This window comes from Maribacter sp. 1_2014MBL_MicDiv, assembly GCF_001865655.1.
Taxonomy (GTDB): domain Bacteria; phylum Bacteroidota; class Bacteroidia; order Flavobacteriales; family Flavobacteriaceae; genus Maribacter; species Maribacter dokdonensis.
The window spans coordinates 3470926-3495273 of record NZ_CP011318.1; the positions used below are offsets into that span (position 1 = coordinate 3470926).

General features: G+C 38.0%; 14 protein-coding genes. 5 read left to right on the forward strand and 9 right to left on the reverse strand.

Annotated features, from left to right (window positions below):
* Positions 1-16: 16 nt before the first annotated feature.
* The 7 genes from YQ22_RS14680 to nagB all read right to left on the reverse strand — a co-directional run bounded on the left by YQ22_RS14680 (position 17) and on the right by nagB (position 8684).
* Complete coding sequence (locus YQ22_RS14680; protein WP_071341780.1) at positions 17-277, reverse strand: DUF4212 domain-containing protein; 261 nt, start codon at positions 275-277, stop codon at positions 17-19.
* Between the two features lie 132 nt (positions 278-409).
* Positions 410-1486: an anhydro-N-acetylmuramic acid kinase gene (locus tag YQ22_RS14685; protein ID WP_071341781.1), complete on the reverse strand. Its 1077-nt coding sequence runs from the start codon at positions 1484-1486 to the stop codon at positions 410-412.
* On the reverse strand, positions 1473-2324 hold the full coding sequence (locus YQ22_RS14690) for a CPBP family intramembrane glutamic endopeptidase (protein ID WP_071341782.1): 852 nt from the start codon (positions 2322-2324) through the stop codon (positions 1473-1475). The genes YQ22_RS14685 and YQ22_RS14690 overlap by 14 nt, the downstream gene beginning before the upstream one ends.
* Positions 2325-2330: 6 nt before the next feature.
* Positions 2331-3887 carry a glycoside hydrolase family 3 protein gene (locus YQ22_RS14695; protein WP_071341783.1) on the reverse strand — a complete coding sequence of 519 codons (1557 nt, stop codon included), beginning with the start codon at positions 3885-3887 and terminating at the stop codon, positions 2331-2333.
* Positions 3880-5154, reverse strand: coding sequence for an MFS transporter (locus YQ22_RS14700; protein WP_156894583.1), 1275 nt, complete (start codon positions 5152-5154; stop codon positions 3880-3882). Before YQ22_RS14700 ends, YQ22_RS14695 begins: the two co-directional genes overlap by 8 nt.
* Before the next feature lies 1 nt (position 5155).
* Positions 5156-6673, reverse strand: a complete 1518-nt coding sequence (locus tag YQ22_RS14705) for a glycoside hydrolase family 10 protein (RefSeq protein WP_071341785.1) — start codon at positions 6671-6673, stop codon at positions 5156-5158.
* An 82-nt stretch (positions 6674-6755) separates the two neighbouring features.
* Positions 6756-8684, reverse strand: coding sequence for a glucosamine-6-phosphate deaminase (gene nagB, locus YQ22_RS14710; RefSeq protein ID WP_071341786.1), 1929 nt, complete (start codon positions 8682-8684; stop codon positions 6756-6758).
* 200 nt (positions 8685-8884) lie between these two features.
* Here nagB and YQ22_RS14715 point away from each other — a divergent pair, with 200 nt between their 5' ends.
* On the forward strand, positions 8885-9634 hold the full coding sequence (locus tag YQ22_RS14715; RefSeq protein ID WP_058103306.1) for a DeoR/GlpR family DNA-binding transcription regulator: 750 nt from the start codon (positions 8885-8887) through the stop codon (positions 9632-9634).
* Between the two features lie 4 nt (positions 9635-9638).
* Positions 9639-10451, forward strand: coding sequence for an N-acetylmuramic acid 6-phosphate etherase (gene murQ, locus YQ22_RS14720; RefSeq protein ID WP_071341787.1), 813 nt, complete (start codon positions 9639-9641; stop codon positions 10449-10451).
* A gap of 71 nt (positions 10452-10522) precedes the next feature.
* Here the strand turns inward: murQ and YQ22_RS14725 are convergent, their stop codons facing one another.
* Positions 10523-11644, reverse strand: coding sequence for a PQQ-dependent sugar dehydrogenase (locus YQ22_RS14725; protein ID WP_071341788.1), 1122 nt, complete (start codon positions 11642-11644; stop codon positions 10523-10525).
* 126 nt (positions 11645-11770) lie between these two features.
* On the opposite strand from YQ22_RS14725, the gene YQ22_RS14730 reads away from it, so the two are divergent.
* The 3 genes from YQ22_RS14730 to YQ22_RS14740 all read left to right on the forward strand — a co-directional run bounded on the left by YQ22_RS14730 (position 11771) and on the right by YQ22_RS14740 (position 22470).
* Positions 11771-20356, forward strand: a complete 8586-nt coding sequence (locus YQ22_RS14730) for a T9SS type B sorting domain-containing protein (protein ID WP_071341789.1) — start codon at positions 11771-11773, stop codon at positions 20354-20356.
* Positions 20357-20535: 179 nt separating this feature from the next.
* On the forward strand, positions 20536-21252 hold the full coding sequence (locus YQ22_RS14735; protein ID WP_058103302.1) for a prolyl oligopeptidase family serine peptidase: 717 nt from the start codon (positions 20536-20538) through the stop codon (positions 21250-21252).
* A 15-nt stretch (positions 21253-21267) separates the two neighbouring features.
* Positions 21268-22470 carry a multiheme c-type cytochrome gene (locus YQ22_RS14740; RefSeq protein WP_071341791.1) on the forward strand — a complete coding sequence of 401 codons (1203 nt, stop codon included), beginning with the start codon at positions 21268-21270 and terminating at the stop codon, positions 22468-22470.
* Positions 22471-22562: 92 nt separating this feature from the next.
* Here YQ22_RS14740 and YQ22_RS14745 read toward each other — a convergent pair whose 3' ends face one another.
* Positions 22563-24320 (reverse strand): RagB/SusD family nutrient uptake outer membrane protein, encoded by a 1758-nt coding sequence (locus tag YQ22_RS14745; protein ID WP_232231204.1) that lies wholly within the window; start codon positions 24318-24320, stop codon positions 22563-22565.
* Between the last annotated feature and the right edge of the window lie 28 nt (positions 24321-24348).

Below are 24348 nucleotides of genomic sequence, written 5' to 3' on the forward strand. Positions count from 1 at the left end.
GTTTTAGTTGGTGTGATTAATCGTTGTATCCATATTTTTTATCCAATTTGTTCATGAGTCTTACATAAACAAAAATTAGGATGACAAAGATGTAAATAGACCCTTGTTGCGCAAACCAGAAACCTAATTTGAATCCGCCGATCTTAATAGTGTCCAATGCTTCCTTAAATAAAATGCCAGCTCCAAATGATACAGCAAACCAAATGGCCAGCAAAATGAATAAATAACGTACATTTTCTTTCCAATAAGCGGTAGCTTTCTTTTGTTTTTCAGACATGTTATATGCTATTTTAATGAGTGAATACGCTTAGAGTGCACTAAAGCCGTATTCGTTTAACACTTGTACCATGACAGAGCAAAAGCTCTATTATTTTAAATTTCGATTATCAAGTAAATTAGGCATAAAAGTTTAATTAGGTATGAACAATACTCCACTTGATGAATCTTTTTTTGCTCCAGTTACAGAGGAAAGTACATTTGTTAGTTGCTCAACTCTTAAAACGCCCATTAAAGCAAATACCAAAGCTTCTTTAAACTCTATAATTATTTTTTCGGGCACCACTACAGTTGTGGTTTCGCCCAATTTAGCTTGTAATGTTTCGGTTAGAAAGGAATTTAAAGCTCCGCCACCGGTTACCAATAATTCTTGGTTGTTGTGTTTAATATTCAATTGAATCTGTTGTGCCACTTTATCGCAGATATGATGGATGCTGGTGTGTAACAAGTTCTCTAAGGTATCTTTGGTATCTTCAACAATGGGCACTACCTCGGCTAAAAACCACTCATACCCAATAGATTTTGGGTGTGGTAATAAATAGTACTCTAGACCATTTAACCTTTCTAACATGGTTTTGTTTACTTTACCCTTGCGGGCTAGTTTACCGTCCTCGTCATATTCTAGATCCACCTTTCTGGTAATATAGTTGAGAATCATATTTGCTAAACCAATATCATAAGCTATTCGCTTTCCTTTTACATCAAAAGATATATTACTGATGCCACCTAAATTTAAACAGAAATCATATTGGTTAAAGAAAATACTATCTCCAATAGGTACTAAAGGGGCTCCTTGACCACCCAATGCCAAATCATTTGTTCTAAAATCACAGATGACTTTTATGCTGCAAGCATTTGCCAAATGCTGTCCTGAGCCAACTTGAAACGTAAGCCCCATCTCTGGTCTATGGTGAGTGGTATGACCATGACTGGCAATATAATCTACTGCCAACGAATAGTCGTTAACAAAGGTCAAAACCTGTTCTCCTAGCCAAGTGCCATAGGTGTTATGCAATTCTATAAGTTTTTCTGCAGATAAATCAATTGCATTTTTTAAGGTGTTCAACATTTCAGTTGAATACTTAATGCTCTTGGTTTCTTTAATTTCAAATTGCCAAGTTCCTTTTTTCTCCCAAATGTGACAGTAGGCTAAATCAAGGCCATCTAATGATGTGCCTGACATGAGACCGATAATTTTATATATTTTCATTTCTAATGGGTTGCCGTTTTTTTACTTGATAATAATAAATGATCAGTGCTGCCAGTGTTAGTTCTGTTATTAATGAAAAAATAGAGCCTTCAAAACCGAATTGCCCTCCGTTCATCATATTATTTTCTGGAACAGTGAACTCTATGATACTATAGATATCTTGCCCGCTTACATTAAAGCCGAACAAGGATTGAAATAGATTCCAACTAAAATGGAAGGCTATAGGGTACCATAAATTTTTTGTGTAGATGTATGAAACCCCCAGTGCAATTCCTGCTAAAAAAAGGCCTGTTAAACTGAAAAGACTAATATTTGGATTTGCTCCATGAGCTATAGCGAACACTATAGAAGAAATTATAAGTGCGATATACTTGTTAAAAGATAGCATAAGGTTCTTTAAAATATAACCTCTAAAAAGAACTTCTTCTAAAATGGCTACAAGTATGAACAGTAATGTGGTATAGATTAACTCTAATACATCAAAGTTAAATTCAGTATAGATAATTTCTTCGGCAACCCATAAACCAACATAGGCCAATCCCATTATGATCAACCCAAGTATAGTACCTATTATAATATCGTTTTTTCTGTTTTTAATCTGAAGCCCAACGTCCATAAAATTTTGCTTATCCATATATTTCATGAAAATCCAGACTAAAAGTAGCGTTCCTAAAAACGAGAAAAATGTCATGATCAGTTGCTGAAGAGAGGTTTCTTGAAAATCTTTATCACCAAGTGGAATACCGGCAACGAAGGCACCGGCAACATAAAATAGACCAACTATTATAAAATATGGAAATATCAATGCAATTACTCTAGCCCATCCACTATGATTCATAAGACTCTAATTTAGTTTTACAGGTAATTTTCCTTTTGCCTCTAATGTACCCATAAAATGTGCTGTGGCAACGTCTTGAAATTCTTTGAAATTCTGATATGCAATTACGGTAGCCGTTGTTTTATCCGTTTTAAAAGATTGTAAGGCATATGGGTTTCCAAAATGATATAGGACCACTTTTTTGGTAGTGATTAAATCATTTACAAAATCTATTTCCTCTTGAAGAAAACCAAAATTATTGGTTGGTTTTATTTGAGGGGGAGTTAGCAGCAAAAGAATCTCGGTTTCATTTTCAACTTCTTTTCGCATTGCCAAAACATTTTTAACAATATCTTGGTTCGTTTGATCTGTGGTAAACCTTTTAAGTGTCAATGTACAAAAATTGGTTGTTCTAAAATGTTCAATATCTTGCGTGGTGCCGTTATGTAAGGTGATGGATCGCTCCGCTATTTGTTTGTTCAGAGCACTTGGGTCTGTTAATTCTAGAGAGGAATCAACTTCTGATATTGCCTTTGCTTTCAGTTTCCAAATACGTTCTATACTCTTATTGATTTGTGCTTCCGATGCATTTTTTAAAATCCATTGAATGCCTTCTTCTATATGCTCAGCAAAACATAATACGTCATTACCCGCATTAAAGGCCAACCATTCCAATTCTCCTTTGGTTGGGTAGTTTTTAGATACTGCATGCATGTTCAAGGCATCTGAAATGACCACTCCCTCAAAGCCCATTTCATGTCTTAATACACCGGTTATTATATCTTTATTAATGCTAGACGGTAATTCTGGGCTAGTGGTCAGTGCAGGCACGGATAAATGACCTACCATCACGGAATCTACACCTTCATCTATTAATTTTTGAAAAGGGTAGAGCTCTGTCTCCAATAACTCGGCTTTTGTTTTCTCTATAACAGGAAGCCCCAAATGTGAATCTGTAGCCGTGTCTCCATGTCCGGGAAAATGCTTAATGCTTGTAAGTACACCTTCGGACTGGGTTCCTTTTACAAATGCTTGTGCCAATGTGATTACTTGTTCTTTGTCATCACCAAAGGATCTATACCCAATTACAGGGTTGTTAGGGTTTACGTTGACATCTACTACAGGAGAAAGATTCCAATGTATTCCTGCGGCTTTACAATCTTTGGCAATGTTCTGGCCTACTTTAAATACTAAGTCTTTATTGTCCTTATTGGCTCCTAAGGTAATGGCGTACGGATATTGGGGGGTGTTTTCTATGCGCATGGCCAAACCCCATTCCGCATCAATGGAAATCAATAGGGGGTAAGTAGCCGCTTTTTGATATCTTTTGATGAGGTTTTTTAAAGTTTCAAAACTATTTTTATTGACAATAATTTTCTTTTTGCCTTCAAAGTTAGTTGCCGCACTTGCGCGTGAATGAAAAAAACAAAGCCCGCCAACATGGTGTTCAGAAATTAATTTTTCTAGCTGCTGTATTTCTTCTTCGGTATCATTTATAAAAGCTGCGGGCATAAATAATTGACCAACTTTTTCTGAAAGTGAAAGTTGCTTTAAAGCTTTATTTGTAGGTAGTAATCTATTCATTGGTAACCGTGGTTTTTTTGCCGAAATCTGCTGGGTAGGTAATAAATTTTAAAAGTAAGAGTGCTGGTAGGGCCGCAATGACTACCCATACAAAAAAGCCGTCATACCCCAGCCATTGCTGCATGTAACCGCTAATCATACCGGGTAGCATCATCCCTAAGGCCATAAAACCGGTGGCAATGGCGTAGTGAGATGTTTTAGATTTGCCCTCGGCAATGTAAATGAGGTACATTAAAAAGGCGGCAAAACCGAAACCATATCCAAATTTTTCAAAAACCACTGTTGCCGTAACGGCATAAATACTTGTAGTATTGGTCATGGCCAAAACGGCATAAAGAATATTAGGCAGGTTCAATGAAAGTACCATGGGTAACATCCATTTTTTTAAACCATCGCGTGAAATTAAGATACCACCCAATATACCGCCAACGGAAAGAAAAATAACTCCTACGGTACCGAAAATAGTTCCTAATTGTTCCGTAGAATATCCTAATCCGCCTTTATCAGGTGAGTCTAATAAAAATGGGGACGCCATTTTTACCAATTGTGATTCACCTAAACGATACGTAAGAATAAAAGCTAACGCAATGCCTATGCCTGGTTTTTTAAAAAATGATGCAAATACCTCTAAAAAGCCTGCTGGTTTTTCTTTATCCTCTTTATTTTCAGATTCATATTTTGGTGTAACAAAAAAGTTGGCAACAGTCATGATCAACATTAAAAAAGCGGCAGCTGACATGGTTATGCTCCAAGCTTTGGTGTTGTCGCCATATTTGTTTTCCAAGAAACCGGCAAGTACAACTATTAAACCTTCGCCCGTTACCATGGCAAGTCTGTAGAAAGTACTTCTCATGCCAACAAAGAACGATTGTTTTTTTTCTGTTAAGCCAAGCATGTAATATCCATCTGAAGCAATGTCATTGGTGGCAGAGGCAAATGCAGCCATCCAGAAACAGGCCAAAGATGAAACAAAGAACATATTAATGGGCAATGTTAAGCCCACACCTAACAATGCAATAGCTATTAATAGTTGCATGCTTAAAAACCACTTTCGTTTGGTGCTTTTTAAATCAACGAACGGACTCCATAATGGTTTAAGTACCCATGGTAAATAGAGAATACTGGTGTATAGGCCTATGTCCTCATTGCTGACCCCTAATTTTTTATACATGATTACGGAAACCGTAACTACCAATACATAGGGCAAACCTTGTGTGAAATAAAGCACAGGTACCCATGCCCAAGCTCCTTTGTCTTTTTGTACCATACTACTTATTCACTTGTTTTAAATTAATAATTATTGGAGTGGTCTCTTTACCGTAAACATCTATGAAACTAATGGCGTTGTACTTTTTCTTCAACTGGTCAAGTGGTATGTTTAGGCTTGTGTTATTGTTCTCAACATAAATTTTCGATCTTAATTTCTTTATGTTATAAGTGTCTTTAACCCTTATGCCAGATGAGTAGACTAAAGCAAATCTTATATTGTTCAAGTCATTGAACTCTAGTGATAGTTCAGTATCATTTTTACTTGCACTTACCAATTTTGGTGTTTTTACCGTGTGGTTTTTGGCTAAGCCAGAAATAGGATTCAATGCTTGTCTCTTATAGTATTTTTTGTGAATATATTCTACCACATCATCTTTGTCAGTCATTAATGATTTGGCACTGAACATGATATTGCCTTGTATTTGTTGCGTGTTACGCGCCAACTCTAATTGCATGGGCAATTCTTTTTTTTCTTGCCAAGCGTTATCGCTGTTATTTCTAATTTTATAAGGTCCGTTACCTACATATAGATTGGTGTTATAGTTGTTCTTTGCCCACCAATCAACAATTTTTCTGTGCGATGCTACAGGTAAATCCATACTCCAGTATACTTGGGGTGCTAAATAATCTATCCAACCTTTTTCCATCCAAAGTAATGGGTCGGCATACAAATCTTCATAAGTAGTTTGCCCTGCTTTGGTGTCAGAACCTTTTGGATCTGTATTATTATTTTTCCAAACCCCAAACGGACTTATACCAAACTGAACCCAAGGTTTAATTGATTTTATGGTTTCGTGAGACTGTCTTACTAAAGAGTCAATATTACTACGTCTCCAATCATCTAATTTTTGATGCTCTTGTGCGTATTTTTTAAAAGCGACCGAGTCATCAAAAACTTCATTTAAAACCTTGTAAGGATAAAAATAATCATCAAAATGGATGGCATCTACATCATAATTAGTCACCAACTCCGCTATAATATTTGAAAAGTGGTTACGAACTTCTGGCAAACCTGGGTTGTAATAATTTTTCTTACCATAATGTACTAACCACTCTGGGTGGGTACAGTAGTCATGGATTTCTGATAATACTTCGAAATTTTCATCGAAAGTTGCCCTGTACGGATTTAACCATGCATGGAACTCCATGCCTCTTTCATGGGTTTCGTTGATCATCCATTCTAGGACGTCTGTATTCCATTTGGGGGCTGTACCTTCTTCTCCTGTTAAAAATCGTGAATATGGCGCATAATCAGATTGGTAAAAGGCATCGCCGGCTGCACGTACTTGAACTATTACGGCGTTATAATTCTCTCTTTCATAAAAATCTAAAATCTTTAAGAAATCGGTTTTTTGTTTTTCTGCGGAATCATTGCCATTCTTTGGCCAATCTATATTGACCACTGTAGCGACCCAAACCCCTCTAAATTCTCTTTTAGGGTATTTTTCATATGACTTAAAAATGCCACATGAATTAAGAATAAGTAGTAAAGCAAATAGTGTTAGCTGTTTTATCATAAAGTAGAAGCCGATTAGATGACTTAAAACAAAAAAGGCCCATTTTGATTTTAAAAATAGGCCTTTTAATTCAATTCAGTTGTTAGTTGAATTTATGTCTTACAAAGGCTTCCATTGCTGCATATGATGATAAGCCCATTGCTTTGTATTTATTAGCGGTATCCCGATTTCTTTCTTCGGCGCGCATCCAGAATTCTCTTGAATCATCCCCTTGAAACATTACGCCATCTTTTTGGGATTGGTGACAGAAAATAGCATTACGCTTTTTCAAAACCTGACCCGGACTCATTGGTACTGCCATTTCAATTTCATTGATGTCCCACTCATGCCAAGCACCTCTATAAAGCCATAACCAACAATCTTTCATAAAGTCTTCGGTCTTTAGTTTTTCGCAAGCTGCAAACACTGCATCTAAACAAACTTTGTGCGTGCCGTGTGGATCGGCAAGATCACCAGCTGCATATATTTGATGGGGTTTTATATCGCTTATAATATTGGCGACAATGGTAATGTCTTCATCAGAGAGATTTTTCTTTTTTATGGTGCCCGTTTCATAGAATGGCAGATCTAAAAAATGCACATTTTCATCTTGTAACCCCATGTATCTTGTTGCTGCATAAGATTCTCCTCTTCTTATCTTGCCCTTTAAATTTCGAACTTCTGGCGAGTCTATACGGGTTTCATTCTTTTCCGAAAGAGATTTGATGATTTTATTAGCTTCGTCTGACGGACTGATATGTAAAGCTATTTCTGCATATTTCCTGGCGTCTGTATCAGAAACCGCTATGTTACCAGAGGTTTGATATACAATATGCACCTCATGGCCTTGTTCTACAAGCCTGTCAAAAGTACCACCCATTGATATGACATCATCATCTGGGTGCGGACTAAATATTATCACTCTCTTTTTTGCAGGAGTGGCACGTTCTGGGCGGTGAGTGTCATCTGCATTAGGTTTTCCGCCAGGCCAACCTGTTATGGTATGTTGCAATTTGTTGAACATTTCAATGTTCAGGTTATAAGCATCATTTAGAGCCAGTAAGTCTGCCATACCGTTATCGTTGTAATCTTTATCGGTTAAACTTAAAATCGTTTTTCCGGTAGTCTCGCAAAGCCAAACGATAGCTTTAGCTTTCAATTCTTCTGTCCACTCACAGGCATCTACCAGCCATGGAGTTTTGTTTTTTGTCAATTCGCTTCCGGCACCCGTATCAAGAACAAAGGTGCAATTGTCATGCTCTTGCAAATATGTTGCCGGTACGTGTGAAGATATTTCCCCTTCAATTGTTTTCTTAATAATGTTCGCCTTGTTTTGACCCCAACCTAATAAAACAATACGTTTAGCTTTTCTTACCGTTGAAATACCCATGGTAATGGCTTTTCTAGGTACATTGTCTATGCCTAAAAAAGAAGGTGCGGCATCTACTCGTGTAATATGATCTAATGTAATTACCCGTGTGCCAGAATTAAAGTGAGATCCAGGTTCGTTAAAACCAATATGCCCTGTTCTACCAATACCTAAAAGTTGAAAATCCAGTCCGCCATGTTCTTTAATTTTACGCTCATAGCTTAAGCAGTAAGCCGTAGTTTCTTCATTGCTTACCGTGCCATCTGGAATGTGAATATTCTTTTCAGGTATATCTACATGATTAAATAGATGTTCGTGCATGAAGTAGAAATAACTTTGAATATTATTTGGCTCCATGGGTAAATATTCATCTAAGTTAAAAGTGATTACATTTTTAAAGCTTAGACCTTCTTCCTTATGCATGCGAACCAACTCTTCATAGACCCTGATCGGTGACGATCCTGTGGCTAAACCCAAAACGCAATTTCTTTTTTGCCCTTGTCTCTTTTTTATTAAAGCTGCAATTTCATGAGCAACTTGAATAGAAGCTTCATTTGAATCTTGAAAGATTACATTATGAATTTTTTCAAACCTGGTTTCTTCGAATTGCCCAATGGGTTTATGACTAATGTCAATTTTGGAATCTATTACGGCGTTTTTCATTTGATATTGATGGGTTTTTGGATTTTTAAATCATGCAAATATATGCGTTATTTTTATTAACTGCAGTTTTTTGCAATAAATTTTGCGACTTTTTGCTGTTAATTTATCCTTAATTGTACTTTACAATATATTAACGTCATAAAACGGCATCTGATAAAATTTGCTATATTTGCTATGTTTATTAGAAAATTGCCGTTAATATGTTAAAAGAGGAACGCCAACAAACCATTTTAAATGAGGTGGATCTGCACAATAGAATTCTTATCACAGATATTGCCGAGGCGTTAGATGTATCTATTGATACCATTAGGCGAGATGTAAAAGAGCTTGATGCGGAAAATAAGCTCAGAAAAGTACATGGTGGTGCCATTTCTATGGGGTATATGACCAATAGTGCAAGAAATACTAATATTTATAAATTAGAGGATAAAGTTACAATTGCAACCAAGGCAGTTGCCATGTTGCGAGATGGTGCGGTTATTTTTTTGGACGGAGGAACCACGTGTATGGAATTGGCACGAATAATACCTGAAAACTTAAATCTTACCTGTTTTACCATAAGTCTGCCCGTTGCCATGGAACTTTCTCATAAAGCCAATATTAATGTGATTTCTATTGGCGGTCAAATTTCAAAAGAAGCACAGATCGCTATTGGTGCAAATGCCATTCACCATATTTCTGAAATTCGGTTCGATTATAGTTTTATAGGAACGGGATATGTAGATGCTACCTTTGGCTTAACAGAGTTTGATTGGGATATTGTTCAAATAAAAAAAGCGATTATAAAAGCCTCCAAAAAAACTGTATTATTGTCTATTTCGGAAAAATTAAATTCTCAACATCGATATAAAACATGTGATATTAGTTCTATTAATACTATGATTACTGAATTGAACCCCAGTGATCTGTTATTGAAAGCCTTTAAAAATCACGATATAAAAATTATATAATTAAATGGATTATAAAAAAATCACCGAAACTCCTTCTAATCATAATAATTTGGAGTTAATGGATACCCAGACCATTCTTCACAAAATGAACGAAGAGGATAAGAAAGTGGCATTGGCGGTAGAGAAAACTATTCCGCAGGTTACTAAGCTTGTAGATGCTTTGGCAGAACGTTTTGCAAAAGGAGGTAGGCTATTTTATATTGGGGCCGGAACCAGTGGGCGTTTAGGTATTCTTGACGCTTCTGAAATACCCCCAACTTTTGGTATGCCACATGAACGCGTAGTTGGTTTGATTGCAGGCGGAGATACGGCTATAAGAAAAGCTGTAGAAAATGCTGAAGACGCCACACAGCAGGCATGGGTAGATTTAATGATGCATGATATCAATGATACCGATGTTGTAGTCGGTATAGCGGCATCTGGTAGTACTCCTTATGTAATTGGGGGACTGGAAGATGCAAAGAAAAATGGAATTTTAACGGCTGCAATTACCAACAATCCTGGCGCTCCTATTGCAAAAATTGCGGATATTCCCATTGAAATTAATGTAGGACCTGAATTTCTGACCGGTAGCACTAGAATGAAAAGCGGTACATCTCAAAAATTAGTATTGAATATGATATCTACTGCCTTAATGATTAAAATAGGTAGGGTGAAGGGGAACAAGATGGTAAACATGCAATTGAGCAATGATAAGCTTGTTGATCGTGGTACTCGTTATATTATGGAAGGTCTTGATATTGATTATACCGAAGCTGCTGCCTTATTGAAAAAGCATGGGTCTGTTAAACTGGCCATAGATGCTGGTAAACAATAAAGGCGATGATTACTTCTAGCTAAAGAGAAAGCCTGAATATTTAAATTTATATTCAGGCTTTTTTTTATCCTTTAGCTATTCGGAATCAATTTATAGATTCCTTTTCCTTCAACAGCTACATAAATTAATCCGTCCGGACCTTCATGTACGGCACGAACTCTTCCCATACCGTCCATTAATTTTTCCCTAGCAATTACTTTGTTACCGTCCAAAATCAATCGTTCTAGATATTGGAAGGCCAAAGATCCTACCAATATACTCCCTTTCCAGTTTTTGTAGGTATCACTGGTAACATAAGTCATGCCGCTAGGTGCAATAGAGGGTACCCAATAATGAATAGGCTGTTCCATACCTTTCATTTCGGTTTTATCTGTAATAGGTGTTCCGCCGTAATTAATGCCATAAGTAACTAATGGCCAACCATAATTTGCACCTTTTTTAATAATATTGATTTCATCGCCACCTCGCGGTCCGTGTTCATGGTCCCAAATTTCTCCTGTTACGGGGTGCATGATCAAGCCTTGGGGATTTCGGTGTCCATAACTATAAATAGCTGTTTTGGCACCTTTGACATCCTGAAAGGGATTGTCTGCAGGTATACGTCCATCATCGTGCAAACGGTATATTTTGCCTCCATCCCTTTTAATGTCTTGCGGGTTGGTATCCCTGTCGCCACGTTCACCTATAGAAAAGTATAGAAAACCGTTTTTGTCAAAGGCAATTCTAGATCCAAAATGTTGTCCTTTGGTAGTGTTAGGTGTTGCTTTATACAATACTTGCTGTTCGGTCAAAGAGTTGTTCTTTAATTTTGCTCTCATTAGGGCAGTGTGCCCTCCTTTTTCCTTTCCTTCTACAGAGGCATAGGTTAAATAGATCCAACCATTTTCTTTGTACTTTGGGTGCAATGCAATATCTAAAAGTCCGCCCTGGCCTCTATTATAAACTTCAGGAGTATTACCGATTATCGATTTTTTGCCCTTGTTAAAATGTATCAATTTCCCTTCTTTTTCAGTGATTAATAAACTATTGTCGGGAAGGAATGTAAAGCCCCATGGAATCTGTAGCTCATCGACGAACAGCTCAGGGGTGAAAAACATCTCTTTTGGGGTATTTGCTTTATTTTCAGGGTTTTGTGCGCAAGAAAAATTAAGCGTTACAACGAATAAAAGCGGGATGATAATACTATTTTTCATATTGAGGCGTTAGAAATATATTAAAGAACACGTGATTAAATTAAAGACAAAATATAAGTAAAAAATTACACCAAAGAACTATAAAGATCCCAAATCGAAATTGTTCTTAAAAACGAAACTTAACCTATGCTCCCAAAACAACAGCGGTATACGCTGTATGTACTGTTTCTGATTGTTATTTCAGTAATTGGTACTACGGCTCTGGCCAACTCCAAAGTAAGTACTTTGTATGCAGAGGTGGCCCATGTAATCGAAAAGGCTGTTTCGATTTCTACCACAAGTCAACCCATAAAAGAAAATAAAGAAGCGCTTACGCAAAAAGCTAGCTTGGCAGCTCCTGCAATGTTCAATACGGTTATTGTAGGTGCAGATGCTACCGAAACGTGTAATGATAACGGATTTACAATTGCCCGCTTTAATTTATGTGGGGATTATGATGATCGTATAATAAGTTTATCAGGAGGTCCTTATAGTAGTGTAATATGGCAAGAATTGGGAGGTTCTTGTTCTCCTGATGTTAATACTGAATGTCCTAATACCACTGCTTCTTGTTATTCAAATGTTGTAACTGGGCAACAAACCTTTACTCTTGATGCGAGCTCTGTACCCTCTACTTCTGGAGCTGAGTATAGGGTTTTAGTAGACGGACAACCTTATTACTTTAAGGTTAAAAAAAGTACCATTACCCAAACTTATGTAAAACAAGACTATATATGTGGGGTTGATGGTAGAATTCAAATAACAAATCTTTCTAGTGCCTATGAATTTGCTATTGATAGTGGTAGCGGATTTGGAGCTTGGCAAGGAGCTATTTTCTCAAATTTGGCACCTGGTACATATAATGTAAAAGCTAGATTGAGAAATACGGCAAATACTTGTGAATACCCATATGAGCCTATAGTTATAGAAGAAAAGGAAATTGAGATTTCGGCAACGTTTACAGATGCCCTTTGTAGTGGTGATACCGGTAGTATTACCGTAACCGCCTCAAACGTTCCTGGTCCATATAAATATACCTTGCTTAATTCTAGTGGCGTTGCCCAAGAGTTTACCGCTTTTGTTTCTACAAATCCCTACACTTTTTCTGCTGTAGGTTTTGGAACTTATACGGTACAGGTAGAAACACAGCAATGTACTGGTGATCCGTTAAACGGAATTGATCCGCCTAGGCAAAGTGTTGATGTCAATGGTAATCCATTAACTATTGGTGCTGGTGCTTCTGCTTTAGATGCATCTACCGAGGTAAACAGTAGTTTTGGGTGTTCTAATATCTCAAGTGTAGATATAACCTTAAATACTTCAGGTGGTTCTGCACCTTATACGTTTACGGTTAATGGTGGTCCGGTACAACCTTCTTTTGGAAATGCTGCTACCGATTCTGGTACTACAACTTATACGGTAACTGCGGCAGGAACTTATGATTTTGTTATTACTGATAGTAACGGCTGTATTATAAATGCATCATCTGATGTAGAAGATCTGTTACCACCAGATGTTACAGTTGCAGGTATAGATGGTACATGTAGCAACGGTGGTGCAAAATTAGAGTTCACCATTAATAATGGTAGAGGTTATAATATTTCATATAGGGAAAGTGCAGCTGATCCTTGGGTAAGTACGCCACAGATTTCTGTTGCGGCAGGTACCTATAATGATATAGAGGTAAGATACCAACAAGGAGGTTTTGAGTGTACTTTAGATTTGCCATCTGTAACCGTAGATACTGTGGGCTCATTGACCGGAAGCGCTACTAAAGTGGCAGATGTAACCTGTTCTGGAGCTGGAACGGTAGGTGGTCAAATTGATTTTGTTGGTCCATTTTCAGGAGGCTCGGGTAGTGGTTATGAGTTTAGTATTGATGGTGTAAACTTCTCAACTGTTACTTCGTACACAGATTTGGCGGCAGGAACTTATACACCGATCATTCGTGATGCTGGCGGTTGTAGATTAGAACTTACTGCTATTGATATTTTAGATGTTGATCCACCTACGGATTTAGATTTTGCACAAAGTAATACAAGTTGTGCAGCAGGTACTACAGATGTTCAGTTGACACCTACTAGTAATGCTGCAGTAAATAGATATGAAATAATTAGTCCGGCGTATGTTGACAATGGTACTAATGATACGTTTACGGGTTTAATGACCTCACAAGCGTATATCTTTCAAATAACCGATGTTAACGGATGTTCGTATACTGAAGGTTTTAGACCGGTTGAAATTAGTTCTATTAGGGTACGAGTAAAATCTGGTGGCGACTTAAGGGTATGTAACGGTTCAACCGATGGTACGGGGTCCTTTGTTGTAGATGGTTTTGCTAACAATTATACCTATGACATTAATGGTGGATTATTCACTGGAGGACCTCAAAATAATAATGAAGTAGCACTTCCTTTATCAGGTGCAGGTACCTATACCATTACAGTAACCGATGCCGATACCGGTTGTACGGATACTACTTCTTTTGATATTGAAGAGGCTCCTGTTTTAGATTTATCTACGAGTACGGTTACGGCAATGAGCTGTGCCAATGGTAATTTAGGAAGTGTAAGAGCAAATGCAACCGGTGGTTGGGGAACATATAGATATACCTTGACTCCTCCGGTAGGACCACAAATAGGTCCAAGATCTGGAAGAACCTTTAGTAATCTTTCTGCAGCGGGAACATACACATTATCTGTAGAAGATGCTGAAGGTTGTACAGATACCTTTACTTTTGACTTAAACCCAATTGATGCGCCAACTATTGCATTAGATGGTCCGTCTTCAGATTTTTGTTTTGTAGCCGGTGTAGGAGCTACGGTTGCCGTAACCTCCACTGCTGGTACTGCAGCAGTAGGTACGCACCAATATAGAATTAATGGTGGTACTTTACAGGCGAGTGCTTCTTTCTCTGGCCTATCTCCTGGTAACTATACTATTGAGGTGGTAGATGGTAATGATTGCTCGGATAGCTTACCTATAACCATTGAGCCCCAATTAAGGGTAAACACCAGTATTGAAACTGAAATACCTTGTGGAGGAGCTCCTGGTCAAATAAGAGTTCAGGTGAACGGTGGCTATACTGCAGGCCCTGGGGCTAAACAATATGAAGTTAGTTCTGATAACGGGGTAACTTTTGGTGCGGCAATACCATTGACTTCCAACAACTTTTTATACGATACCGCTACCCCAGGTGATTATGTCTTTAGAATTACGGATAACAATACTACAAGTAGTGGTTGTGTTGCCGAATCGGTTGCTATAACGTTGAACCCACCACAGAATATTGCGGCAGCACATATTACCACTAGACCGGTTAGCTGTAGCTCAACTAATAATGGAGCAGTAACAATAACACCGGATGCAACAAGTGGGGTGCCACCATATGAAGTAAATTTTAACGGTAATGGTTGGGGTTCAGAAACTGTATTTTCAAATTTGACCGTTGGAACGTATTCTTATTTGGTTAGAGATGCTAGAGGTTGTGAAACCGTTGCAGATACTTTTGATATTATTTTGGATAGTACGCCACCACCTGCAACTACAGTTTCAGAAGTTCAGGCAGTTTGTAGTGGTAGTGGTCCAGTTAGTGGAGGTATAAGTATTGATGCAGTTACAGATGGTACGCCTAGTTTTGATTTTATTATAGAGGATAATACAGGTGTAGAAATTACTCGTGTAGAGGATCAAAGTACTTTTCCGATCCAAATCTTAGACCCTTCATTGGTAACTGGAGATTATACTATTATTACGATAGATGCCAATGGTTGTAACGATATTGATATGGTTACCATTACATCAAATGAAGTGGTGATTACACCAATTCCGCAACCGGTACCTCTAGATTGTGATGATACTGCTTTCACCTATGCTGTTAATGTTAGTGGAGGTTCAGGGTCTTATCAGATAAGATTGTTGGATCAGCCATCATTCTATAATCTAAATAATACACCAGGGGTCAATGACCATACTTTTAGCAACGCTACAGACGGTATTCAATATGGTGTAGCGTATACTGTTGTAGTATTGGATGTGGGTACTGGTTGTACCTATGAGCAAGAAATTCCACCAGTTGAGGGTCCGTCCTCTTTGGATGTTACGGCATCTTCCACACCTGGTGCCTGTGATATCAACAGAAATGGTGAAATAGCCTATGAAATTACTGGTTATACTATTGGTGATCAGTTAAGAATAGTATTGATCAATAACGAGGATGGATCGGAAACGGAGTTAGAAGCTGCTTTGACAACTACAGGTTTACCTTATAACGGTACCTACGCGGAATTGCCTGGAGATTATCAAATTTTGGTTGAAAATTTAACTGATACTTGTACAGATGCTGCATCTGTGACTATTGATCAAAATTTACCGGATATTGATATTTTACAGGAAGTTCCTGCAAATTGTAATGCCTTTGGTCAAGTTACCGTTCAAGGAAGAGGTGGTTCTGGCGGACCGTATGAATTTGCCTTTATGAACAATGGTGATGTGCCTACGGTTGGTGATTGGACAACAGATACCACATTTACAGCCCCTGATGGTGATTATGACGTATATGTTAGAGATGCTAGCGGATGTACATCTTTTGATATTGCTACCATTATTTCTTTAGATCCAGATTTACCGGCTCCTACTTTTACCGTTGTTAATCAATGTGATCCTACCTCAACGGCATTTGATATTACCGTTACCGTACCAAATTCTTTGAATACACCGAGATTTACTCTGGGTGGTGATGAACAATTACCTACGGATGATGGTACAAATTGGACTTACACTTACACGGTAAGCAGTCCAGGTGATTATGTAGTAGATGTAGTTGATGCCAATGGATGTACAAGTCAAGGTACTGCCACGGTTTATGATTTCTTATCTGCGACAGGTGATTTTACTACTGATAGTACTTGTAATGATGCTGATGGAGAAATTACAATAAGTACCAATGGCGGAAGTGGAGATTTCGATTATGAACTAACAGGTATAGATTATAATTCAAATGCGGTAGCACCGGTCTTACAAACCAATGATCCGGTATTCACTGGCTTAGAACCTGGTAATTACCAAGTTGTAATCACTGACCGTGTTGTAAATGATGGAACTGGTTTTTGTGAAACTACGGTATCTAACATTATTCTTAATCAGGCTGCTCAACCAGTAATTGTTGCTCAAGATGCTGATGATATTAGCTGTAGAGATGAGAACGATGGTTTTATAGAAGTAATAGTTGGTCCTGCAAATGCAATGGTTCCTTTTACTTCGCAAGATACTCCGTTAACCTATATCCTAAATGATGTTACATCTGGTACAACGGAAGTTACAAGGAATAATACGGGAGCCTTTTCAGGTTTGCCTGCGGGAGATTACCAAGTGCAAGTAGTTACTGCACGTAACTGTGAGGTGTTGTCTTCGGTACATACCATAAATAACCCCGATGATTTTAGTATTACTGCCAGCGCAGCGGATTTTTCCTGTGAACCAGGTGCTAATAGATATAGTTCCACCATTATTACCGTGAACGTTGTTGATGCCGGTACCATAGGCTCAGGTTATCAATATAGTATTACCGGGTTCGAGAACTATCAAACAGGTAATACATTTGAAATCATTGATAATGGTTCTGCTCAGAATATTACGGTTTATGCTATAGATGGTAACGGTTGTCAAACTACATTTGATGTGCCTACCATCAATCCGCCAACAGATGTTGTACCTACAATCATAGATATTGATATTTTAAATTGTAGAGATGATGAACGTGTTCGTATAGAAGTTGCGGGTACAGCTGACTTTACTGTAAATACGGTTTCGGTTACAGCAGTTGCTCCAGTAACAAATTCAGCCGGAAATAATTATGTAGACGTGTTTTTACCGGATGTTGGTGATTATTTATTCGAAATCGTTGATAATACAGTAGGTTGTACCTATCCAATGCCTGTGCACACGGTTAACACGCCTATTGCACCAACAGTGTTAATAAGTGAGGCTAAACCGGTTAGCTGTGCGGTGCCTGGTAACGATGGAGCATTGTTCATCACCGTAGGTGATTATAATGGTGTATATGATTACATCGTTTATGAGGCTACTGATGATGCTAGAACAACTCCTTTGGCTTCAGGAACTTTTGATACCAATAATTTCCCTGATGTTAATGGCGATGAAGCCCGTATAGATAATTTACCTGGTGGTAATTTAATTGTAGATGTGGTTTCTGTGGGTAATCCATATTGTGCAGGTATCAGTAATGTTGCTAATATTAGAACACCTAACGGTCCGCTACAGGTTACGGCAGACTCTATAGGAAATGTTAGCTGTACCAATGACACAGGTGAAATTGTTGCTACAGGTACTGGTGGTTGGGATACTACTCCTTATGAGTATAGAATATTAATGAGCACGGATAATGGTGCTACTTATACCAGTGAAATTGCTGCATTTTCCAATGATAATGAATTTACCGGCTTGTCATTCGGTTTCTATGAGATAGAAATTAGGGATGTAGAAGGGTGTACAAATACAGTGGAGATAGAATTAGAAGAAGTACCGCAAATAGTTGCCGGTATAAGAGAACCACAGAGTTTAGATTGTCCAAATGGTAATAATGCGGTTTTAGAAGCTTATGATATTACGTCTGGTGATGCTATTACTGCAACAGCAGGAGCAAGTGGTGGTTTTCCTGGTGCAGGTTACAATTATACATTATTGTATTTAAGTGGTGATGATAATACGGCTGTAGTATCTGAAAGTGGTTTGCAGAATACACCAACCTTTATTGGAGATAGTGGAGGGTACATTAGTGCTGGCTGGTACGCAATAGAAGTTTCGTCTAGTTTTGGATGTTCTTTTGTTACCGAAGCTTATTATGTAGATCCACCACCACCAATTCAGCCGGTATTGGTACAGACAAGAGTGCCCGGTTGTGGAGGGGATGGCGAAATGAGAATGACCGTTGAAAACCCTGATCCTTTGTTTACTTATGAATATTTAAGGGTAGAAAACGGTGTTACCATTGGTACCTATCAACCAATGACAGGGAATTCTGTTACCATATCTGGAGTACAGGGTATTACTTATCAATTTGATGTGAGAAAGGTAAATGCCGCAGGTGCTTGCCCCGCAATTAGATCAAATGGTATTACCATGACCGATGCTACGGGAATAACGTTATTACCTAACTTACCAGATGATATTTCTTGTGCATCTGAATTGGATGGTAGAATAGAATCTTTTGTGAACGGCGGTGTAGGTGAAGATGTGTTCTATTTATACGAAGGTGATCCTGTTGATGCTTTTAATCCTGCAGCTACTGCAACAGTGGTAAGAGGTCCCCAAGATAACGGTACATTTGAAGGTTTAGCTGAAGGAACCGAATACTATATAGCGGTAACTAGTGGAGCTACTTGTAGTGATATTGCTGGTCCGTTCGCAATAGTTAGACCTGATCCTATAATTTTTGACGCCGTGCCTACAAATGTTTCATGTAACGGTGAAGAGGATGGTACCATAACCGTATCTGTTAGCGCCGGTGGTGAAGGGTTAATACAGTTTGCGATTGCTCCTAATTTTAATGAGTTCTTTAGTGATTCGGATAACCCTGGTACATATACTTTTGATGAGTTGGCGGCAGGTACTTATGAGATTTTGATCAAGGATGATAATGGCTGTTTTGAAAAGGATTTTATTACTATTGAAGAGCCTGATCAAATAGAGGTGGTCAATATAGATACTACACCTGAGTTGTGTATAGGTGCAAATAATGGTACTGTGGTATTTGATGTCATTGGAGGTACTCCTTTCAATGATCCTTTAGTAAATCCTACGCCATATTTTGAATATAAAATAGAAATGATCGATCCGGTAGATGAATCGGGTACCGCCACGTTTGCACCCTATACTGGTGAAATAATAGAAGACTTACAGGGTGGAGCATCTTATGTTATCTATATACAAGATGTAAACCAATGTACGGCTTCAGAATTATTTACTATAGATATTGGAGTAGATTTAACGGCAGCAGCTCAGGTGCAGTATGGTTGCGAAGGTATATTCCCTACCAGTACAACCACTATTCAACTGGAAAATGATAATCTTTTGCCGGAACTAATGTTTGCTCTAGATCCAATAGATCCTACAGATGCTATTACGGCTAATGCTACTGATGAGTATGTATGGGGAGATTTACCTGCCGGTGATCACATTGTATATATTTATCATGAAAATGGTTGTACCAATAGTGTTGAGTTCAGTATAGATGGTTATGAGCCATTAAGTTTGGTAGTTGATAAAACTGGTCCCAATGAAGTTCAAGCTTCTGCCGCTGGTGGTTATGGCGAGTATGAATTCTTTTTCAACGGACAATCTTTTGGAGATGAGACCGTATTTACGACCAATGAAAGCGGAATTGTAAATGTTCGTGTTAGAGATGCAAGAGGTTGTGAACTGGAGCTTAGTGTACCTTTTGAATTCACCGGAATGTTAGAATTTCCTAATTTCTTTACACCTGATGGTGATAACTTGAATGATATTTGGTCTCCAAATAATAGAGAGCTATTTGATGGTGTAGTGGTTAAAATTTACGATCGTTACGGTAGGGTAGTAGCTGTTTTGGATGAGGTCAGTGGCTGGGACGGAACCTATGAAGGTAAAGAGGTACCTACGGGTGATTATTGGTATGTTGTAAATGCAAATAGTGATGCCATCAAATATGTAGGTCACTTTACATTGTATAGGTAATAACTTTAAAATAATATGATTTTAAGAGAAGGAGATGCTAAGAGCATCTCCTTCTTTGTTTAGGGGTGATTGTATATAACTTAGTTTTGGTAAATAGCATTTGAAATCCAAATTGATCTAATGATACTTTAACTTTAATACAACTTGTTTTTAGGTACATTTGAGCGTAAATTGTTTTTATGATGAGGATTGTTCCGTATATAGTTCTATTGATTATTTTTCAAAGTTGTGCATCTCAAGAAAAGCCTAGTCTAATAGACGCTGAGATGGAGACCAATGTAAAAGAGAAACTATCTTATTATTTGTACTATCCTGAGGATTATGAGGACGAACCTGATAAAGAGTTTCCGATCTTATTGTTTTTGCACGGCGGAGGTGAATCTGGTGATAGCCTGGTCACGGTGAAGAGAAATGGTCCTCCAAAATTGATAGTTCAAGGAAAAAAGTTCCCATTTTTGATTTTGGCGCCACAGAACCCCAACGCCAAGAAATGGTGGAATACAAGGGCTGTTAAACAGTTGTTAGATTCTATTGTGGATAATAATAGAATAGACAAAAAACGGATTTATATAACCGGATTGAGTAGGGGTGGTGGCGCTGCATGGGAAATGGCAGTGCAGTATCCCAATACATTTGCTGCAATGGCAGTAGTTTGTGGTATGGCACCATTGCCCTATGCTTCGTGGATCAATAGGGAAATGCCCATATGGGTCTTTCATGGTGAGAAAGATAAATCCATTCCATTCTCAGAGTCTGAAAATATGGTGGCTAAATTAAAGGAAATGGGATATGAGGTAATTTTCACAAGATATCCTAACGTAGGTCATAGTGCATGGATAAAAGCTTATGAGACCGATGCACTTTATGATTGGTTTATGAACCAGGAATTAAAGTAGATCTTAAAAACTACAATGAAAAGCAAGCATACAAAATACATTTTATGGTCAATTGTACTTGTTTTGCTTGTTTATATCTTATGGTATCTAAAACATACTGTTACAATCTCGGATTATTTAGAGCCGGAAATTGTAGCTACACATTATAATGGCAAAAACTTTGTAGCTCAGGATACCTGCATAGAATGTCATGAAGATATTTTTAAGAGCCATGTAAAAACAGCTCATTACAACACGTCAGCGATTGCCAATGAAGAACACATTAAAGGTAAACTTGCCGAAGGCTCCAATGAGCTGAACCTAAAAGGGGTGCGTTTAAAATTAATAAAAGAAAACGATGGGATTTATCAATTGACCAAACCAAAGTTTGGCGATACTGCCTTGGTGAAATCTAAGCTGGATATTACTATTGGTTCTGGAGTAAAAGGGCAAAGTTATCTTAGCTGGGAAGATGATAAGCTGTATCAATTACAGGTATCCTATTTTGAGCCTACCAATAATTGGGTCAATAGTCCCAATTTTCCCAAGTACTCTTTCAATAGACCTGTAGATGATAATTGTTTAAAATGTCATGTGACCTTTGCCGAAAATAAAAATGAAACTGGTAACGGAAATATTTATAAACGCAATAAATTGTTGCTAGGTATTGATTGCCAAAGGTGTCATGGACCTTTAGAAGAACACGTAGTTTACCATAGGACCAACCCTAATGAAAAAGTAGGTGTACATGTAGATAATTATGGTAAGTACACCCAACAACAGCGCTTAGATGCCTGTGCCGTATGTCACTCTGGGTTACAAGCACAACAGGTAAAAGGTAATCCGTTCTCCTTTATTGCTGGCGATACATTATCGGCCTACTCCAAAAATTATCAGAATAACAATAGAAATCTCAAATTAGATGTTCATGGAAATCAAATGGGACTTCTCAGTGAAAGCAAGTGTTTTGTGAATTCTTCAAAAATGGATTGCATTACTTGTCATAGTCCACATGAAAATGAACGAGGTGAACAAGATGTTTTCAATGCAAAGTGTTTGTCTTGCCATACTATTACAGCTATTAACAGTAGCGTCGAGGTAAATAAACATATTGAAACTCAAAATTGTATTTCCTGCCATATGCCCTTGGTACCTTCTGAAGTAATGAAATTAAAATTAGACGATGGTCTCAACGAAATACCTGTCTATATTAGAACTCATTTAATAGGTGTATATTAATCGTTTAACCAAGTAGTTTTAAGTTAATAAAGAGTGGCCAAAAAAATAATTTGACCACTCTTTATGCAACTAACAATTAACAATAATTTTAATTAGTAAGCTGGATCTTGAGTCAATGTTGGTTGACCATCAACTGCAGATCTATCAATTGCTTGACTTGGTATAGGGAAATATTCATTTTTTCCCTCCGTAAAAGATTTTCCTACTAAGTATGTTCTATGTTGAGACTCACTGGCTATGTAGTTGTTTAAGGTTTCAGCGGCAATTCCCCAACGGACCAGATCCCAATAGCGGTGACCTTCCATGGCAAATTCCAATCTTGTTTCAAAACGTACGGCATCCCTTGCGGCAGCTTTGTCTGTCCAGGGTGCATCATACGTTGCAATATCATAATTTGCTGCAGCTTCGCCCTCTACAATGCTGAAATCATTTCTGTCCGTACCTTGTGTGGCCAAGGGTACAAATCCATCAGGATTAGCGGCTCTTGTTCTAATTTCATTTACAAGTTCACGAGCTCTTTCTAAACTTCCTACTTCCACTTCTGCTTCTGCCAACCATAATAGAATCATGCCATAGCGCATATATCTGTAATTGTTTGCTGATAGATTTCCCCATCCGCCAACACCAAAACCTTCTGGCTCTGCAACATGCTTCTTAGAGAAGAAAGGACCTGCATATGACAAATCTCTAACAAAATCGGTTTGATAGATTTTGAAACCTTTGTAAAGTATTCCAGGTCTTCCTAAAGTATGATCTATTCTAGGGTCTAAAGTAGCCGTTTCAGCACTAGTACCATCTTCATTGGTATCTATACTGATGTCCTCAGCATCAAAATTATCGATCAAAGGTAAACCTGCTTCGGTTCTATAGGCATTTACTAAGTTCTGTGATACCTGATAAAATCCGCAACAGCCCCAAGGGTCTGTATATGGGTGGGCAAGACCCATACCTCTACTAGAGGCTTGATCTGCAGCACTACTTACGGCATATTGAATTTCAAATATAGACTCTGGGTTATTTCTTGTAGCTACCAAAAAATTATCTTCAAATTTAGTGGCAAGGCTAAATACACCTGAGTTCACAATTTCATCTAGCAAAGTTTTGGCCTCACCAAGTTTTGCGGTATTAGGCGTTCCATTCTCGTCCCAACCCTGATACATTTTTGATTTGGCCAAGAAAGCTTTAGCTGCCCAACTAGTAGGTCTACCTACTTGACCTTGTGTTGTGGGTAAACTTGCCGCTGCAGCTTCAAAATCAGCTTCAATAAACGGCCATATTTCACGATCATTAGGCACTTTGGTGCTTTCAACATCATCTAAAATGTAATCTTCCTCGCCAATGTAAGGTGGCATTCTCCACATTTTGCGTGCTTCCATATGAAAAATACCTCTTAAGAATCGCGCTTCAGCAATTACTTGGGTTCTCTTTTCATCAGAAAGATCTTCTAAACTATTGGCGGCGTTAATGGCATTGTTCGCTCTAGCTACACCTTTGAACAATGATCTCCATCTATTTGTAATATGACCATTGAAAGATTGATAGTCATAGGCCTCAATAAAAGACTGCTCTGGTTGGTCACCCGCATCGGTACCCTTAAGTGCATCATCCGAAGCTATGTTAAATGCCCAGTTTTCTACCGTAACGTTCCAATCTGCAGTGCCATCTAAACCTGCACCGTCAATCATGGCATAGGCACCCAATAGAATGCCATCTAAACCATCTTCCGTTTCAAGACTATTTGTACCAAATTGCCCCTCTGGAGTTCGTGTTAAAAATTCATCGCTACAACCAACCGTAAAGATGGCCATACAGATAAATACCATTAATATTATATTTTTTCTTTTCATCATTAAAATTTTATATGTTTCATTAAATGAT